We start from the raw sequence: 17,015 nt of genomic DNA, 5'->3' as shown, positions 1-17,015 counted from the left end.
TCAGGCACTCATCATTCGGATTGCTGCAAGATCAGAGGAAAGGCATTGGAGCCGTACGTGCCCGCGCACTGGGCGGCAGCTCCTGCGGCACCGGGATCACACACAATCTTGGGCATATCGTAGGCCGCATTGTCAGTACATTTGGCGGCGGAATTAGCATTCAAGATCAGACGGCCCTGATCGGCCGAGGCCGACACAGGAGCCTCGCACTGCACGCCGTCCCCGCGCTTGATCTGCACATGGCCTGCACCGTCTTTCAATTGATATTGCAGTTGCACGGGTTTACCGGTCTGACTGTCCTGCACTCCCATGCGGGCGGCCCATTGGCCGTTAAGGAAATCCATCTTGCCCGTTTGCAAGGCATCGGGCGGCACCACCAGAGAACCGGGGGGAACTGCCGCAGACGTTGCAGGGCTAGTCGGATTGGCATCCAGAGTCGGAGGCGCGGCAGGATCGGCAGGCGGGTTGGCAGGCCCGTCTGGCAACTGCGGCGGCTGGGGATGGGCATGCGCGTTCGCGGCCGGATCAGCTGGCGGCGCAGCATCCAGAGCCTGGCCTCCCTCTGGAGCACCCGGCACGACAGGAACGCCCGTTCCCGGAGCAACAGCGTCAGGCGCCCTTACCCCTGGAGCCATACCCGAGCCTGGCGCGCCCGGTACCACGGGCACCGAGCCTGCCGTAACACGCCCCGTCGCATCGACACGAGCATTGGGCAGCAGAACGCCCGTATCCAGCGTGGGCAAGGACCAACCCAGCCAGTTACGCACTTTCTCGGGCAGGTAGCTGCCGACACTGGAACTCAACGACGCCACAGGGGTATTGGGCACAAGGGGCGTCGAACACCAGCGCAAGCCAAACAGGAGCAAGGCCAGCAGCAGCAATAAGGCCAGCAAACGCCACCACCAGCGGGACCACCAGCTTGCTGCCACGGGAGCCACAACCGGAGCCACGGCGGGCTCGACTGGCGGCAGCGGGGCAGGCACGACGGCAGGCGCCACCTGAGGAGCGGGTCTCAAGGGTAGCAAGGGATCTTGGGTTTGGTCCGCTCCGTGGTGCAAAAAGCCCCAGAAGGTCAGAACGGGCTTGCCGTTGACCAGATAGACAAAGTTTTCATCCGGGAAATACAGAACACGGCGCAGCAGACTGGAGAACAGGGCCTTGTCGCCCAAGGCGTCCTTTTCCTGCTCATCGGCGTCCACAGCGGGCGTCATCTCATCCAGCCTGGCCTGAAAAGCCGTTAATTGTTTCAGGCCTTCCTCACGTTCCTGCGCCGTTGCTGCCGTCCAAGGCACCACCTGACCTGGGATCGGGCTGTACCAGTCCAGTGTGGAGCCTGTTTCATTGCTTTGCGGAATCGCCAGATGATCGGCAACATGGCCGGCCCGACGGCGCAAAGCTTCTCGTAACTGTAAAGCGGAGCGAAATACCGGTCGGCCGCCCTCACCTAAAGCCATGAAAGCATCGGCACGGCCACTGCGCAGTAAAACCCCTTGCTTCATTGAGTTCCCGAATAAAAAAAAGAAACATAGTACAACAAATAGCTACTTCCACAGCCTCAGGAAAATGCCCAGTCATAGGGTGTGCACAGGGAGAAAAAACCCCTTTAAGGGTTTTAAAAAAACAGGAACCAAAAAGAACGGAAAGTCGTTTTGATACTGAGCGACCAATTAAAGAGGGTAATAAAACCGCCTACCTTTCGGCCCTGCTGATAAAAATGTACGCCGTCGTACGCAAATCAACATTGACCCTGCAGAAATAAGCGCCGCCTTGACTTACTAATCAGAATTAGACCCTGCCCCCCCCAGTTTCAGTCCGTGGAAAAAGGCCAAAAAAAAGACTGGTCACGCGCATCCAGCCCGCCAACCCGCGCTATGACCCGATCTGCGGCACGTTTGCCGGCCAGACCCCGGCAACATTCCGGCCTTTGTCATAGACCTTTCACGTTGACCGACTAGGATGAGCGCTACCCCCTAACTCAGCCTTGGCGCTATTCATCACTATGAGCAAACATATCTCCGACAAGACTGTACGTAACGCCAGTCAGAACACCCCTTTTAGCGAAATTCTGGAACGAAGCCTGTCTCGCCGTGCCGTCATGCGCGGAGGCCTGGCCGCTGCGCTGGCCACCATGACCGGCTTTGGCCTGGCTGGCTGTGACAGCAACAGCACCGGCAGCAGCTCGTCCGATAGCGGCAGTGGCCAGACCCCTACCCCAAGCCCCAATCCTGATCCAGAACCACCGGCAAAGCTCAAACTGGGGTTTGAGTCCCTGCCCACTTCCATGACAGATGGCTGTGTTGTGCCTCCCGGCTATACCGCCCATGTGCTGGCCCCGTGGGGAACGCCCATTAACGACAACGCCTTGCCCTGGGACCAAAACGGCAACAACAGCTCCAGTGATCTGCTCAACTCCATGGGCATGCACCATGACGGCATGCACTTTTTCCCACTGGAAGGCAGCTCCACTGAGGGCTTGCTGGCCGTCAACCACGAATATATTGACGCCAATGCCCTGCACCCCAATGGCCCGACCCTGGTCGATGGCAAACGGCCTGCCGAGGAAGTGCGCAAGGAAATCAATGCCCATGGCGTAGCGATCATCCACATTCGTCGCGACCAGGGCCGCTGGGACATCGTCCAGAACTCGCGTTACAACCGTCGCTTCACCTCCGCCACCCCCATGAAGCTGGCCGGCCCCATCGGCGGCACGGACTGGACCAAAACGCCTTTTTCGCCCAACGGCACGCAAGTGCGTGGCACCAACAATAACTGCGGTAACGGCACGACCCCCTGGGGCACTTACATCACCGCCGAAGAGAACTGGGCCGCCTGCTTTGTCAATACCGGCAATCGTCCCGCACACCAGCAGCGTGTGGGCGTCTCGTCCGGCCCTACCGGCCGTTACCAGTGGGAAACTGCCGCCCAAGACCCATCGGAAGTTCTGGGCGAGTTCGCGCGCTTTAACGTAACTGAAACCGGTGCAGGCCCCACCGAAGACTGGCGCAACGAGGTCAACGGCTTTGGCTATCTGGTCGAGATCGACCCGTACGACCCCACCAGCATCGCCACCAAACGCACCTCCATGGGTCGCTTCGCGCATGAAGGATGCGCCTACAGCAAACCTGAGGCTGGCAAGCCACTGGCTTTCTATAGTGGTGACGACTCGCGTTTTGAGTATGTCTACCGCTTTGTCTCCGAGGCCAACTGGGACCCGAAAGACGCACAGCGCACCGACCGTCTGGCCGTTGGCGCCAAGTATCTGGACAAGGGAACCTTGTATGTCGCCCGCTTCAACGAAGACGGCTCGGGCGAATGGCTAGCCCTGACAGGAACAACGGTTGGCAAAAATGGGCGCACGCTGGCTCAAGAGTTTGGCAGCCTCGATGCCATCCTGATCAACACACGCGGTGCCGCTGACTTTGTGGGTGCCACCCCGATGGATCGCCCCGAGTGGACCGCCACCCACCCAAGCAACGGCGACATCTATCTGACGCTGACCAACAACACCAGCCGCAATGCCTCTACGGGCACCAACCCGGCCAACCCACGTCTGAACAACGTAAACGGCCACGTGATTCGCTGGCACGACGAGGCAGACTCGAACAAATTCAAGTGGGACATTTTTGTGTTCGGCTCGGATGCCGGTGCGGATGCGGACACCAACCGTTCTGGCCTGACGGATCTGAACCAGCTGGCCAGCCCGGACGGCCTGGCTTTTGACAGCCGGGGCATCCTCTGGATCCAGACGGACAACGGCATCGATGGTGGACGTAAAAACAATGTCGCCCGCGCCACCAACGACCAGATGCTGGCCGTTATCCCCGGCGCCCTGGCTGACAGCACAGGTACCGGCCCGGCCATCAACGCGGCCAATCAGGCCGAGCTGCGCCGCTTCTTTGTGGGGCCCAATGAAGCCGAGATCACCGGTTTTGCCATGACCCCGGATCACACCAGCCTGTTCCTGAACATTCAGCACCCCTCGAACTGGCCCGCTTATGACACGCAGGACGCCACCGTCGTCAGCATGAACACGGTACGTCCACGTTCTTCGACCGTGGTGATCCAGCGTACGGACGGCAAGCCCATTGCCGTGTAAGCACCAGGGCGGATCAGGGGTTTGAATCCGCCTGATTGAGTGTCATGCTCAATTTTTTCCATGCGGGGCCGTCAATCGATGGCCCCGTCTGCTTTTTAGCACTACGCCATTCAGACAAAACCACGGGTTTGGATGCTGGGGCACGGAGCCAGTTGCTCCATTTCCGAGCAGCGACCAGGGAAAAATCGGGCTTGAAGGCCACAGCACGACAGCAAGCCGACTGCTCAGCACACCGGAGCACCCTGCTTGAAGCCGCGGCAATCAAGGTGTGAAGGCCACGTGAAGAAAATTTTCTCAACAGGCCCCTAAAGAGTTTTTCACCCCTTCCGTTAATGTTGCTGTACAGGAAGAACGCAGTGTGTCGAATGCGCGATCAGCCCCCTGGGGCCTAGCAGAACGCCAACGCTTTCCTGGGCAAAGGGCGAAACCGTTTCGCCGCTCTACTCAACATTGGGAGTTACCATGTCTGTTATCAATACCAACTACCTGGCTCTGGTTTCGCAAAACAACCTGACCAAGTCCCAGAATTCCCTGGGCACCGCCATCGAGCGCCTGTCCTCCGGTCTGCGTATCAACAGCGCAAAAGACGACGCTGCTGGTCAAGCCATTGCTAACCGTTTCACCGCCAATATCAACGGTCTGACACAAGCTGCTCGTAATGCAAACGATGGGATTTCCATCGCTCAAACAACTGAAGGCGCACTGAACGAAATCAACGAAAACTTGCAGCGTGTTCGTACTTTGATCGTACAAGCCAACACCGGCACAAACTCCGCAGAAGACTTGGTTTCCATTAACGAGGAAGTCATTGCTCGCGTTCAAGAAATCAACCGAATTTCCGAAGAAACCCAGTTCAACGGTGTAAAGGTATTAACCGCAGACAGCACCCTGAACATTCAGGTTGGCGCTCATGACGGACAAACCATCGGTATTGATCTGAAAGAAACAAACGCATCGACTTTATTCACCACTACCGGCATGTCGGGCATTGACGGCACCACAGCCGCAGCAGCAGCGACAGGAATTTTATCGGCTTACACGGCAGCGACCGCAACCGATCCAGCGACAGCGACAGTCGCTGACGACTTGCTAGCTGAAATTGATAAAGCAATTTCTCAAGTTGACACGCAACGTAGTGGTTTGGGTGCGATTCAAAACCGCTTTCAATCCACGGTTGCCAACCTGAACAACACTGTGAACAACTTGTCCGCTGCGCGCTCACGAATCGAAGACGCAGACTACGCTGTTGAAGTGTCCAACATGACACGTGCGCAGATTCTGCAACAAGCTGGTACTTCTGTGTTGGCTCAAGCTAACCAAGTTCCGCAAACCGTTCTGTCCTTGCTGCGTTAATTTTAACGATAGTAATGCTGACCAGATGGGCGACTTAGCTTGCCCAGCAGCAAAAAGCCTCCAAGATTTTTTTCCTGGAGGCTTTTTTGATTCATTGCCCCTAAGCCAATACGATTAACTTGTTAATGATTTTCGCTTCCACTACATTACAGGCAATTTCAATTGAATTGAATTGGCACCCAACCTAAACGCAATAACTACAAAAGCACCTGAAACTCCGCGCTATCGGAGATAGCGTCCCACTGGTCTTTGGCCAGGCTGGCGCGGATACGGGCCACAGCCTGGCTGCGCAATTGGGACACACGCCCTTCCGTCACTCCCAATACCAAGGCGATTTCTTTCTGGTTCAGGTCTTGCTCGAACTGCAGAGCAAACAACAGTTTTTCCCGCTCGGGCAACTGGTCGATTGCCGTGATCAAGGCCTGGCGCAGGCCCTGCGAGGTCAGCAGGTTCAGGGGGTTATCAAAATAAGCCTGCTCGCGGGTACTGTCTTCCAGAAACTCCAGCGCGTCGGCGGAGGGGTCGGTATGGCGCTTCAGGTCTTCATAGTGAATAACCTGCACCCCTACCGCTTCGTCCAGCAGCTCGTAGTAATCGTCCATGCTCAAGGACAGGGCCTCGGCGATTTCTGGCTCGGTGGGTTCGCGCAGCAATTCCTGACGCAAGGTGCTGACGGCCACTTCGATCTGGCGCGCTTTGGAGCGCACGCTACGCGGCAGCCAGTCCTGGCTGCGCAATTCGTCCAGCATGGCACCGCGAATTCGGGTGACCGCATAGGTCTCGAACTGGGCTTCGGCTACAACCTGGTAGCGGCGTACGGCGTCCAGCAAGCCCATCATGCCAGCCTGCATCAGATCGTCCAATTCGACACTGGGGGGCAGGCGCGACACGAGCTGGAGCGCTTGGCGGCGCACCAAAGGGGCGTACTGCTCAACCAGGACGTCTTCAGAACGAGGCATGGACGGGCACGAATCCGGACAATAAAGATGGGGCTATTTTGCCTGCTCGCCCACCCTCACATTCCCCAAATCAAACAGTCTTTCGCCATCTTGTTCAGCCTTTAAAAGGCTTGGAAGCCGGCCAAAAGGAAAATTTCTCCTAAAGATACGCGCGGGGGTGCCGTAATTGGAGTGATACAGGTGCCAAGCCCCACTCCGCTGGAAGGCCTGCCACCAAGCCCCTTCTGGAGTGATGTCATGATCAGCTCAGTTTCATCTCAAACGACGGCCTTGGTGCCCCTGGCTTCCCCTGCGGAACAAAACCCCGGCACCCCACAGCCTTCGGCGGCCACTACGGTCACGCCCATCAAGGAAAGCAGTACCGACACCCAGCTGCAGCAACGCTGGCCCGACAAGCGCGAAGCTATCCCCGGCATGGTCAACGCGCTGGACGACACCCTGGACCAGATCAACGATTCCTTGCAGGCCTGGTCCACCGGCATTCGCTTCAATATGGACGACGAGGCCCAGCGCCTGGTGGTTTCCATTGTTGACAACAAAACAGGCGAAGTGCTGCGCACGGTGCCGTCCGATGCGGTTATCCAGATCGCCAAAATGATTGTTCAGTTGCAGGGCAACGCCGTCAGTGTGAAGGTTTAAAAACCAAACTGGCATCGAAACCTCCCATTGACATGGGCTTTGCGCGCGACATATTCGCGACAAAATAGGACACTACAGGAGTATTTGATATGGCTATTTCTTCGATTGGCGTAGGTTCAGGCCTGAAGCTGGACGAACTGCTGGAAGATCTGCGCAAGACGGAAAAAAAGAGCCTTGCCGTCATCCAGAACCGTCAAGTAGCCAACACCAACAAAATCTCGGCCTACGGTCAGCTAAAAAGTGGCCTGTCTGAACTGCAAGCAGCCGCCAAAAAACTGAACTCCGAAGATTTGTATGGTGCCGTCAAAACGACTGCCAATAGCGAAGACATTAAAGTCTCAGGCACAGCAAAAGCAGCGCCTGGTCAATACGCAATCAAAGTAACAAGCCTGGCCACCCGGCAGACTCTTACTGCCCCAGCTCAGGAAACACGCGACACAACGCTAGGTGAAGGCGGAAGGATCACTGTCACTTTAGCTAATGGTAAAGAGCACTCACTAGATATGAGCGGTAAAGACACCTCCCTGCAAGGAGTCATGAACGCCATTAACGCTGATGCTGAACTGGGCATGAAAGCCACCATTATTAATACTGGTGACCCACAAAAACCCTACCACTTACAGCTATCGGCAGCCGAAACTGGTAAGGCCGCGTCAATTACTTCAATCAAAGTTGAAAATAACGACGCATTAGCTGATGTGCTGAACATCGACGTAGACCCTGATAACCCGCAAGCTGGTGGCTTCCTGCATGTAAAAGCGAGCAATGCAGAGTTGACCATTAATGGCATCCCGATTACCAGTGAAAGCAACACGTTAAAAGATACTGTTGAAGGCCTGGAAATTACGCTGAACAAAGCAAGCTCTGAAACCATCAACATTGACGTCAGCAAAGACAATACCAAGGCCGCAGAAGCGATCAAGGAATACGTTGCTGCGTACAACAAATTCAATACATCCATCCGCTCGCTAACCGCCTACAACCCCGACCTGAAGCAAGGCTCGGCCCTATCGGGTGACTCCTTGGCCCGCGAGGCCCAAAACGCAATGCGAGAAGCTACTTTGGGCCATGTAAACGGAGATGGCGAAATACGCACCCTGATTGGTCTTGGCATTAACCTTAACCCCAAAACCGGCGAGTTGGAGATTGATGACAAGAAGCTGGACGCTGCCTTAAAGAACAATATGGCTGACGTCCAGAAGATGTTTGTCGGTGAACAAGCCATTGCAGGTCGTGTCCAAAAAGCTGCGGAAGATTTTGTCAAAAAAGGCGGACGCATTGACAAGGCCCAGGAAGGCGCCGAAAAAATCGGTAAAACCCTGCAGGATCAGTATGATAACGCCGACAAGCGCATCGAAGAAAAGATGGAAGCCTACCGCAAACAGTTTGTCCAGCTGGATGTCATGATCAACCGCATGCAAGGCACCAGCAACTACCTGAGCCAGCAGTTGTCCATGCTGGGCAATATGAACAGCAATAAATAAACCCCTATGAGCTATCCTGCCCCTTCCCGTCGCTTTGGCCAACAATCGGTTCGCACCTACGCCCAGGTAGGCCTGGAAACCGAGGTCCTGAGCGCCAGTCCCGAGCATCTGATTACCCTGTTGTTCAACGGCGCGCGCACAGCCATGTTGCAAGCCCGTCTACACATGGAACAAGGCAATATTGCCGGGCGGGGGCAATCCTTATCGAAGGCCATCGATATCGTCGATAGCGGGCTGAAAATGGCCGTCGATACCGAAAAGGGCGGAGAGCTGGCTCACAATCTGGTCGCAACCTATGACTTGATCCTGCACAACCTGATGCTGGCCAATCTTCGCAATGACGCGGAAAAGCTGACGCTGGCCGAACGTATGCTGACCGATATTGCCGATGCCTGGCGCAGCAATGTTGACACCCAACGTGCCAAGCAGCCAGCTTGACTCCGGGGCTCGCAGACCAGAGCGCGTCTCTGATCCGCACCTCCAACCTCCTTTACGCCTTTTGCGCCTGGTACGAACATGAGCGATACCTCTAACCCGATCGTCGACCAATATCAAATAATCGCCGGCATCACCCGTCACATGCTGGAGCTTGCCCAATCAGCACGCTGGGAGGATGTGTTTGAGCAATCCGAACACTATCAACTCGCCGTGGAAAAACTCAAAAACATGGAAGATCTGTCTGCAACCGAAAAGCAGGCACGTCGTCAGCTGCTGACGCAGATTCTGGCCGATGACGCCCAGATCCGTCACCTGGCCACCCCGGAACTGAGCCGGCTGGGCGCCCTGCTGGGCAATATGAAACGCCAGCAAACGGTATTGCAAGCGTACTACAGCCCTAGCGTTCATCCATGAGCATTGGCGGCCCCTCCCCCTTGGGGACGCTGCTTATTCAGCGGCTGGATGCCGTTCTGGGTATCAGCACAGGACAGCAAAGCAATATCGCCACGGGCGCCCGACCGGATGCGATCAGCCAGACACCGGGCAGTCAACGCGCCGAGCGCCTTGAAAATCAGACCGCGCGAGATCAACGCCAAAGCGTAGATCAGGCTCGTGCCCACACCCAGGGTCGCGACAGCCGGAATCTGCGTACACAAACCGGTCAAAGCCTGACCGATCCGGCCCTGACTGCACGCGGCCCCAATACGAGCACCACCAGTTCAGCCCCGACAACGTTGGGACGCACCGCTCAACTGATTCTTTCCCTGCTGGAGCGCTTTCCGGATCGAACGCCCGCCATTCAGGGCAGACAGGCCTTATTGTCCAGCCACCCTACACTGCAAGCAGACGCCAGCGAAGCCGCCCGCCCCGGCACCGATGGTCAGGCAGGTGGACGCGCCGGCATGGCACAAACGGCCACCAGCACCACGGCCACCCTGACTCAGCAAGGGCTGCCCTTGCCCGGCAGCAGCGCAACGGGAGGTGCCCACACGGGGCCAGGCGCGACGGCTGGCGGCACGGCCGGCACACCCGCAAACCCCGCAGGCCTGTCCGGCACCGGGACGGCGGCCACGGGCACGACGGCCACCGGAGCCCTGCCCACCGGCAGCACGGCTGCACTGGCGCAACACTTCGCCCAGGCGTTACCCCAGGCCCTGCAACACAGCGGCTTGTTTTACGAGTCTCACCTCAGTGATTTGCACTTTGGTCAACGTAGCGTCAGCGAACTGCAGCTGGAACCACAAAACCAGCACCGCCCTTCGGCCGAACCGGCATCCGCCCACAGCCCTGCCAGTCAAACGCCCCCCTCTGCCCCGGACCCGGCCAACAGCCTGCTGCTGCGCCAGCAACTGGACACACTGGCCCACCAGAGTCTGCAATGGCAGGGCCAGGCCTGGCCAGAGGCGGAGATGGATTGGAGCATTCAGCGTCACGAAGCCCAATCAGACGAAGAGACAGAGCACTGGTCCAGCACCGTGCGACTGGACCTGCCCACCCTGGGCCCGATCACCCTGCGCCTGAATCTTTTGAATCAGCAGTTGCTGGTCCATATCCAGGCCGAGCAGTCCGCTCCCTACCTGGACGAGCACAGCCTGCCCTTGCGTGAACGCCTGCAGGGCCAGGGCCTGATTCTGAGCCAGTTGCAGATCGAGGCTGACCCGACCTTGCCGCAGGACCTGCCCGATGAAGCCTGAATCACCGACCCATCGTCCGCAGGCCCTGGCCTTGCGCTACGACCCCAAGGATGGGGCTCCGCGCGTAGTCGCCAAAGGCTACGGCACCCTGGCTGAAAAAATCATCGAAACGGCCCGGGAGCATAACCTGTACGTCCACGAGTCCCCCGAGCTGGTGGGCCTGCTGATGCAAGTGGACCTGGACCGTCATATTCCTCCCCAGCTCTATCAGGCCGTCGCCGAATTGCTGGCCTGGCTGTATGCGCTGGAACAAGGCCATCCCCAAGCCACACAAGCCTTGCAGGCCTTGCACGATGCCTCAAAACCTTGATGCCCTCGTTTAGAAGGGCTGAAAAGCCCCTGTTTTTGGGCTTAGATACCCTGCTTAGCCTCGCGTTCAAAACGTTACATTAAGCACGGCAAGCTGCCCGCACCTGTGCGTGCAGCCCATCCTGACTTTCTGGCAAGCGAACATGTCGATTTCCAATCTCTCCAGCATTGAAAACCTTTTGGCCCAGATGCGCGCTGTCGCGCAGGCTGCCGGGGCTTCCAGTTCTGTGTCCTCCCCGGCCAGCAGCGCTGCGCCTGGGGGCTTTGCCGCCGAGCTGGCACGCTCCTTGAACCGGGTGTCACAGGCGCAAAACGAGGCCAGCGCTCAGGCCCAGGCCTTTGAAATGGGCGAGCCCGGAATCTCCTTGAATGACGTGATGATTGACCTGCAAAAAGCCAGCGTTGGCTTTCAGGCCACCGTCCAGGTACGCAACCGCTTAGTTGCCGCCTACCAAGAAATTGCCAGTATGCCGGTGTAAGCGCCTGATCCTTTCATGCCCGCCGCCCTTTCCCTTAATGCTGCCTGAGCACGTCCTGATTTGAACTCCCCTGATTCCATGCAGAACCCTGCCTCTGCCTCACCAAGGTCATCCATGAGTCAGACAGCACAGATGCTGAATAAAATTCCTGGCTACGACACGCTGCGCACCCTGCCCAAGACGGCATTGATCGGGTTGGGCGCGGCTCTGATCGCCCTGATTGTCGCCATCCTGATGTGGAGCCGTGGCCCAACCTACCAGGTTCTGTTCTCCAATCTGGACGACCGTGATGGCGGCGCCATCGTCTCGGCCCTGGGCCAGATGAATGTGCCTTACCAATTCAACACGAACGGCACTGCGATTCTGGTTCCTGAGGATCGGGTCCACGATGTGCGCATGCAAATGGCCTCGCAAGGTTTGCCGCGCAGCGGCAATGCCGGTTTCGAGCTGCTGGATCAAAGCCGCTTTGGGGCCAGCCAGTTCACGGAGCAAGTCACGTATCAGCGGGCGCTGGAAGGCGAACTGGCCAACTCCATCAAGGCCGTGCATGCCGTCAAGGAAGCCCGGGTTCACCTGGCCATGCCACGTGAGACCTTGTTTGTACGCGATCGCCAGTCGCCCACCGCCTCGGTGGTGCTGTCGCTCTACCCTGGCCGCGATCTGAGTGAGGGTCAGGTCTCGGCCATCAGTTGGCTGATCTCCTCCAGCGTGCCCAATCTGCAAGCCGACAAGGTCTCCATCATCGACCAGAATGGTCGTTTGCTCACCGCACCCGCGGGAGAGATGGGCGCGGACAATCAGCAGCGCAACTTTGTCAACGACATCGAGTACCGCGCCGTACAACGTATTCTGACCTTGCTGAACCCGCTGGTGGGCCCGGGCAATGTGCGTGCACAAGTGACCGCCGAGGTGGACTTCTCACGGCGCGAACAGACCTCCGAGGTCTACAAGCCCAATCAGCAACCTGGCCAGGCAGCGGTACGCAGCCAGCAGACCAGTTCCTCCCTGCAACGCAATCCGCAACAGCCCCAGGGCGTTCCCGGTGCCCTGAGCAATCAGGCCCCCAACAATGCCACGGCCAATCTGGTCAACCCGCCAGCCGCTCCCACTCAGCCACAAGCGCCCGCTGCCGCCGGTAATGACACGGCCGCAACTAACACGACACAGACGGCCGATGCCGCTGCCAGCACGGACCCTTCACTGGTTTCCCTGGCCGAGCAGGCCCGTCTTTTGCAAAACGCCGGTAATGCGCGCAACGACTCCACCGTCAACTATGAAGTGGACCGCACGATCAGCCACGTCAAAGGGCCCATGGGCCAGCTAAGCCGCCTGTCGGTGGCCGTGGTGGTGAACTATCGCAACACCGACAAGGACAACCAGCCGCTGGACCAGGAAGAACTGGACAAAATCCGCGATCTGGTCAAACAGGCCGTAGGCTACTCGGCTGAGCGAGGCGACAGCCTGAGCGTGGTGAACGGTCAGTTCAACGAGCAAGGCGATATTGATACCCCCTTCTGGAAAAATCCGGAGTACCGAGAGCTGGCCATGGAATTGATCAAGTATGTGGTCTTTGCATTCATTCTGTTCATGGCGTGGCGCATCGTCATCAACCCCATCGTCCAGGGCCTGATTCAGGCCAAGGCGGTGGCGGATGCCCGCGTCGAGCGTCAGAAAGAGGATGCCGCTCGTGAGCATGCCGCTGAACAGCGCGCTGCTGAAATGAGCCGTTACGAAGAGAATCTGAACACCGCCCGCAAGCTGGCTCACGACGATCCACGCGCCGTGGCTATGGTGTTGCGCTCCTGGTTAAACAAAGATGAAAAAAATGAAAACGGCTAAACCGGACGACTCCATCGAACGCAGTGCGATTTTGATGATGTCCTTGGGGGAAGATGCCGCTGCCGAAGTGTTTCGTCACCTCTCGCCCCGTGAAGTGCAGCAGCTCAGTACGGCAATGGCCTCCTTGAAGCAGCTGACCCGTGCCGATATGGACGAGGCGCTGGAGAGTTTTCGTCAGGAAGCCGACCAGTTCATGGCCGTGGCGCTGGATTCAAACGCCTATATCCGCTCGGTATTGACCAAAGCGCTGGGCTCGGATCGTGCCGCTGGCCTGATCGAGGACTTGCTGGAGAACGGCGAAGGCGCCAGCAGCGGTATTGACGCCCTGAACTGGCTGGACGCCTCCAGCGTGGCCGAGCTGATTGCCGACGAGCACCCGCAAATTATCGCCACCATTCTGGTACACCTGGAACGTGACCGTGCCGCCGATATTCTGGGACACATCCCGGATCGCCTGCGTGACGATGTGGTCTTGCGCATTGCCACCTTTGGCGGCGTACAGCCTACCGCGCTGAACGAGCTGACCGAAGTGTTGAACGGCATCTTGTCCGGCCAGGGCGCCAAACGCAGCAAGATGGGCGGGCCGCGCACGGCAGCAGAGATGCTGAACTACATGAACGCCAGCCTGGAAGAGTCCGTACTGACCAGCCTGCGCGGCATGGATGCCGACCTGACCCAGCGCATCGTGGACGAGATGTTCGTGTTCGAGAACCTGGCCGATGTGGAAGACATCGCTATCCAGTTGCTGCTCAAGGAAATCGAAACTTCTGCACTGACCATCGCCCTCAAAGGCGCGCCCGAAGAGCTGCGCGACAAGTTCTTTCGCAACATGTCCAACCGTGCCGCCGAAATGTTGCGCGAGGATATCGACGCCCAGGGCCCGATCCGCATGTCCAAGGTGGAGCAGGAGCAAAAAGCCATTGTGCAGGTGGCACGCCGTCTGGCCGAAGCCGGCCAGATCACACTGGGTGGCCTGAGCGGGGACGAATATGTCTAGGATGGTCGTGTCTGAACAGGCCCGGCTGGCGTGGGCCGTTTGTTTTTTGCGTCCGGCCTTGGCGCACGGCGCTGGTCAAGGGGGCCTATAGATGCCCAGCCATCGCAAAGCCTCGGCGTACTCAGAGCTGCAGGACAGCTGGACCCGCTGGCAGATGCAAGGGCTCGATGACCCGACCCCTGCCAACGAGCCGCAAGAACCAGAATTTGTGCCTCCCACCCAGGAAGAGCTGCAACGCGAACTGGACGAGCAGCGCAGTCAGGCACAGGAAGAAGGCCATCAGCAAGGCTATCAGGCTGGTTTCGATCAAGGTCACGCAGCAGGACTGGCTGCGGGCCAGGAAAGCGGCCATGCCCTGGGTTATGAGGCCGGCGTCAGCGCCGGCATGGCCAAGGCGCAAGAACAAATCGATCAGTACATCAAGGAATTTGTTGCCCTGAACCAGAACTGCGCCCAATCCATCGAAATGATGAATCAGGAAATGGGGCAGGCGCTGATTCAGCTGGCCACCCGCATTGCCGAGCATGTCTTGCAAAGCACCATCACCTCCGAGCCCGGCCGCATCCGCGATCTGGTCGCCGAGGTGCTGCGCAGCGATCCCGGTGATACCAGCGCCCTGGAACTGAGCCTGCACCCGGACGACATCAGTCTGGTGCGTGAATTTCTGATTGAACAGGGCGAGCCCCGCGCCTGGCGCCTGCAGGAAGATGCCCAGTTGCAACGTGGCGAATGCCGAGTGCGCTCCAGCTACGGCGATATCGACGCGACCTTTGCAACCCGCTGGAAACGGGCACTGGCCAGCCTGGGCTTAGCGGTCCCCTCGGAGCCCTGAATGGTCCCTGCCAAGCTGGCCCCCACCCCCGAACGCTGGCGTGCCCAACTGCTATCGGCGCAACAACGGGTACAAGCGATCGAGCCCAGTTTGCGCAGCGGCCGTGTCGTGCGCGCCACCGGTCTGGTGCTGGAAGCCACAGGTTTGAAACTGGCAGTAGGTGCCGCCTGTAAAGTGGAGCTGTCTGCCGCCCAGAATATCTGGGCAGAAGCCGAGGTTGTGGGCTTTGAGGGCCGGTCCCTGTACCTGATGCCCCTGAGCGAAATTTCAGGCCTGCCGCCAGGGGCACGCGTGGTGCCCGTCGAGGCCCAACTGCAGCCCCCCGTTCCCCTGCCCGACTCCGATCAACCCGACAGGCTGCCTGCCCAGGCCCGCTCTCGCCACGTTCCGGTTGGCCCGGGGCTGCTGGGCCGGGTCGTGGACGGCAGCGGCAACCCGCTGGACGGCCTGGGTCCGATCGACGCCCAATCCTGCGTCCCGCTCAGCCACACCACACCCAACCCGCTCAAGCGCAGCCCGATCGACACGGTGCTGGATGTCGGCGTGCGCGCCATCAATGGTCTGCTCACCGTCGGTCGTGGTCAGCGCATGGGGCTGTTTGCCGGCTCCGGTGTAGGCAAGAGTGTGCTCCTGGGCATGATGGCGCGCTACACCCAGGCCGACATTATTGTCGTCGGCCTGATTGGCGAACGGGGCCGAGAAGTCAAGGAATTCATTGAGCACAACCTGGGCGAGGAAGGTCTGCAACGCTCGGTAGTGGTCGCTGCCCCGGCTGACGTCTCTCCCCTGCTACGTTTACAAGGCGCGGTCTATGCCACCCGTCTGGCCGAGTTTTTTCGCGATGAGGGCAAAAATGTCCTGTTGATCATGGACTCGCTGACGCGCTATGCGATGGCGCAGCGCGAGATCGCCTTGGCGATCGGCGAGCCGCCCGCTACCAAAGGCTACCCCCCTTCGGTATTTGCCAAACTGCCCGCACTGGTGGAACGCGCCGGTAATGGCGAACCGAATGCGCAGGGCCGTTGCGGCTCAATCACGGCGTTTTACACCGTGCTGACCGAGGGCGACGACCAGCAGGACCCGATTGCCGACTCGGCCCGAGCAATCCTGGACGGCCATATTGTGCTGTCGCGCAGTCTGGCCGAAACCGGCCACTACCCTGCCATTGATATTGAAGCCTCCATTTCGCGGGTCATGCCCAGCATCGTGGACCCTGAGCAAGTCAAGATGGTGCACCGTTTCAAGGGTCTGCTCTCCAGCTATCAACGCAACCGCGACCTGATTGCGGTGGGCGCCTACACCCGGGGCAACGACCCGGCCATTGACCAGGCCATTGATCGCTACCCTTGGCTAGAAGCCTACCTGCGCCAGGGCATGCAGCAACGTGTGGATATGCCACGCGCCTTTGATGAGTTGAATGCCGTTTTAAATAGCGAGCAATAAGCATGAAAGCCAACGCCTCCTTACATACGCTGGTCGATCTCAGTCAGAATCAGGTTGACGACGCCGCCCGTCAGTTGCAGGAACTGCGCACGCAGCGCGATGCGGCCCAATCGCAACTGGAAATGCTGCAAACCTATCGACAGGACTATGCCCAGCGCCTGCTCAATGTGGGTCAGGCGGGGGTAACCATGGCGAACTATCACAATTTCCGCCGCTTTATCGTGACATTGGACCAGGCCATTTCCCAGCAAAATAGTGTTATCCATGCGCTGGAAGAGAAGATGGAACAGGGACGACAGATCTGGTATGGCCACCAGCAACGCCTGAAAGCCTATGAAACCCTGATCGATCGTCGTCTCCAGACTCAACACGTCCAGCAGCAAAGAATGGAACAACGAAACAGCGACGAAATCGCTGCTCGTCTCTTTACCCGCAGCCAGACCGCCTATTAAA

The 17,015-nt window shown here is 58.5% G+C and carries 16 protein-coding genes; 14 read left to right on the top strand and 2 right to left on the bottom strand.

Going from position 1 to position 17,015, the window contains the following annotated elements:
• Positions 1–11 precede the first annotated feature (11 nt).
• Positions 12–1,499 (bottom strand): SrfA family protein, encoded by a 1,488-nt coding sequence (locus ACOZ42_RS05680; protein WP_426345644.1) that lies wholly within the window; start codon positions 1,497–1,499, stop codon positions 12–14.
• Positions 1,500–1,999: 500 nt separating this feature from the next.
• On the opposite strand from ACOZ42_RS05680, the gene ACOZ42_RS05675 reads away from it, so the two are divergent.
• Together ACOZ42_RS05675 and ACOZ42_RS05670 are read left to right on the top strand one after the other, a co-directional pair.
• Positions 2,000–4,096 (top strand): PhoX family protein, encoded by a 2,097-nt coding sequence (locus tag ACOZ42_RS05675; protein WP_003804603.1) that lies wholly within the window; start codon positions 2,000–2,002, stop codon positions 4,094–4,096.
• A gap of 462 nt (positions 4,097–4,558) precedes the next feature.
• Positions 4,559–5,449, top strand: coding sequence for a flagellin (locus ACOZ42_RS05670; RefSeq protein WP_426345643.1), 891 nt, complete (start codon positions 4,559–4,561; stop codon positions 5,447–5,449).
• A 197-nt stretch (positions 5,450–5,646) separates the two neighbouring features.
• Here the strand turns inward: ACOZ42_RS05670 and ACOZ42_RS05665 are convergent, their stop codons facing one another.
• The gene (locus tag ACOZ42_RS05665; RefSeq protein WP_426345642.1) at positions 5,647–6,408 is read right to left on the bottom strand and encodes an RNA polymerase sigma factor FliA; all 762 of its coding nucleotides are present in this window, start codon (positions 6,406–6,408) and stop codon (positions 5,647–5,649) included.
• A gap of 237 nt (positions 6,409–6,645) precedes the next feature.
• Here ACOZ42_RS05665 and ACOZ42_RS05660 point away from each other — a divergent pair, with 237 nt between their 5' ends.
• The 12 genes from ACOZ42_RS05660 (at position 6,646) to fliJ (ending at position 17,014) form a co-directional block, all read left to right on the top strand.
• Complete coding sequence (locus ACOZ42_RS05660) at positions 6,646–7,047, top strand: flagellar protein FlaG (protein WP_426345641.1); 402 nt, start codon at positions 6,646–6,648, stop codon at positions 7,045–7,047.
• 89 nt (positions 7,048–7,136) lie between these two features.
• Positions 7,137–8,531 (top strand): flagellar filament capping protein FliD, encoded by a 1,395-nt coding sequence (gene fliD / locus ACOZ42_RS05655; RefSeq protein WP_426345640.1) that lies wholly within the window; start codon positions 7,137–7,139, stop codon positions 8,529–8,531.
• A 6-nt stretch (positions 8,532–8,537) separates the two neighbouring features.
• Positions 8,538–8,969 (top strand): flagellar export chaperone FliS, encoded by a 432-nt coding sequence (gene fliS, locus ACOZ42_RS05650; RefSeq protein ID WP_240209341.1) that lies wholly within the window; start codon positions 8,538–8,540, stop codon positions 8,967–8,969.
• Positions 8,970–9,047: 78 nt separating this feature from the next.
• Positions 9,048–9,383, top strand: a complete 336-nt coding sequence (locus ACOZ42_RS05645) for a flagellar protein FliT (RefSeq protein WP_003804618.1) — start codon at positions 9,048–9,050, stop codon at positions 9,381–9,383.
• Positions 9,380–10,663, top strand: coding sequence for a flagellar hook-length control protein FliK (locus ACOZ42_RS05640; protein WP_426345639.1), 1,284 nt, complete (start codon positions 9,380–9,382; stop codon positions 10,661–10,663). The genes ACOZ42_RS05645 and ACOZ42_RS05640 overlap by 4 nt, the downstream gene beginning before the upstream one ends.
• A complete protein-coding gene (locus ACOZ42_RS05635) occupies positions 10,653–10,973 on the top strand; it encodes an EscU/YscU/HrcU family type III secretion system export apparatus switch protein (protein ID WP_219235867.1) in 321 nt (106 codons plus the stop codon). The genes ACOZ42_RS05640 and ACOZ42_RS05635 overlap by 11 nt, the downstream gene beginning before the upstream one ends.
• 142 nt (positions 10,974–11,115) lie before the next feature.
• Positions 11,116–11,451, top strand: coding sequence for a flagellar hook-basal body complex protein FliE (fliE, locus tag ACOZ42_RS05630; protein ID WP_003804624.1), 336 nt, complete (start codon positions 11,116–11,118; stop codon positions 11,449–11,451).
• A gap of 114 nt (positions 11,452–11,565) precedes the next feature.
• Positions 11,566–13,290: a flagellar basal-body MS-ring/collar protein FliF gene (gene fliF / locus ACOZ42_RS05625; protein WP_426345638.1), complete on the top strand. Its 1,725-nt coding sequence runs from the start codon at positions 11,566–11,568 to the stop codon at positions 13,288–13,290.
• Entirely contained in the window at positions 13,277–14,287 is a 1,011-nt protein-coding gene (fliG, locus tag ACOZ42_RS05620; protein ID WP_039943984.1) for a flagellar motor switch protein FliG, read from the top strand. Before fliF ends, fliG begins: the two co-directional genes overlap by 14 nt.
• 91 nt (positions 14,288–14,378) lie before the next feature.
• On the top strand, positions 14,379–15,119 hold the full coding sequence (gene fliH / locus ACOZ42_RS05615; RefSeq protein WP_426345637.1) for a flagellar assembly protein FliH: 741 nt from the start codon (positions 14,379–14,381) through the stop codon (positions 15,117–15,119).
• Complete coding sequence (gene fliI, locus ACOZ42_RS05610; protein ID WP_003804631.1) at positions 15,120–16,562, top strand: flagellar protein export ATPase FliI; 1,443 nt, start codon at positions 15,120–15,122, stop codon at positions 16,560–16,562.
• Between the two features lie 2 nt (positions 16,563–16,564).
• Positions 16,565–17,014, top strand: coding sequence for a flagellar export protein FliJ (fliJ, locus tag ACOZ42_RS05605; RefSeq protein WP_003804635.1), 450 nt, complete (start codon positions 16,565–16,567; stop codon positions 17,012–17,014).
• Position 17,015: the final 1 nt, after the last annotated feature.

Source organism: Alcaligenes sp. HNGD-HTN06 (assembly GCF_049932565.1).
GTDB classification, from domain to species: domain Bacteria; phylum Pseudomonadota; class Gammaproteobacteria; order Burkholderiales; family Burkholderiaceae_B; genus Alcaligenes; species Alcaligenes ammonioxydans.
The sequence above is the reverse complement of the archived record's forward strand: the minus strand, read 5'-3'. Positions and strand labels throughout refer to the sequence as shown.

What these genes read in the sequence shown, in the direction of transcription:
- ACOZ42_RS05660 (WP_426345641.1), top strand. Translation starts at nt 6,646, where the DNA reads ATGATCAGCTCAGTTTCATCTCAAACGACGGCCTTGGTGCCCCTGGCT.
- ACOZ42_RS05665 (WP_426345642.1), bottom strand. Translation starts at nt 6,408, where the DNA reads ATGCCTCGTTCTGAAGACGTCCTGGTTGAGCAGTACGCCCCTTTGGTG.
- fliF (WP_426345638.1), top strand. Translation starts at nt 11,566, where the DNA reads ATGAGTCAGACAGCACAGATGCTGAATAAAATTCCTGGCTACGACACG.
- fliE (WP_003804624.1), top strand. Translation starts at nt 11,116, where the DNA reads ATGTCGATTTCCAATCTCTCCAGCATTGAAAACCTTTTGGCCCAGATG.
- fliJ (WP_003804635.1), top strand. Translation starts at nt 16,565, where the DNA reads ATGAAAGCCAACGCCTCCTTACATACGCTGGTCGATCTCAGTCAGAAT.
- ACOZ42_RS05645 (WP_003804618.1), top strand. Translation starts at nt 9,048, where the DNA reads ATGAGCGATACCTCTAACCCGATCGTCGACCAATATCAAATAATCGCC.
- ACOZ42_RS05640 (WP_426345639.1), top strand. Translation starts at nt 9,380, where the DNA reads ATGAGCATTGGCGGCCCCTCCCCCTTGGGGACGCTGCTTATTCAGCGG.
- ACOZ42_RS05635 (WP_219235867.1), top strand. Translation starts at nt 10,653, where the DNA reads ATGAAGCCTGAATCACCGACCCATCGTCCGCAGGCCCTGGCCTTGCGC.
- fliI (WP_003804631.1), top strand. Translation starts at nt 15,120, where the DNA reads ATGGTCCCTGCCAAGCTGGCCCCCACCCCCGAACGCTGGCGTGCCCAA.
- ACOZ42_RS05675 (WP_003804603.1), top strand. Translation starts at nt 2,000, where the DNA reads ATGAGCAAACATATCTCCGACAAGACTGTACGTAACGCCAGTCAGAAC.
- ACOZ42_RS05680 (WP_426345644.1), bottom strand. Translation starts at nt 1,499, where the DNA reads ATGAAGCAAGGGGTTTTACTGCGCAGTGGCCGTGCCGATGCTTTCATG.
- fliG (WP_039943984.1), top strand. Translation starts at nt 13,277, where the DNA reads ATGAAAACGGCTAAACCGGACGACTCCATCGAACGCAGTGCGATTTTG.
- fliD (WP_426345640.1), top strand. Translation starts at nt 7,137, where the DNA reads ATGGCTATTTCTTCGATTGGCGTAGGTTCAGGCCTGAAGCTGGACGAA.
- fliH (WP_426345637.1), top strand. Translation starts at nt 14,379, where the DNA reads ATGCCCAGCCATCGCAAAGCCTCGGCGTACTCAGAGCTGCAGGACAGC.
- ACOZ42_RS05670 (WP_426345643.1), top strand. Translation starts at nt 4,559, where the DNA reads ATGTCTGTTATCAATACCAACTACCTGGCTCTGGTTTCGCAAAACAAC.
- fliS (WP_240209341.1), top strand. Translation starts at nt 8,538, where the DNA reads ATGAGCTATCCTGCCCCTTCCCGTCGCTTTGGCCAACAATCGGTTCGC.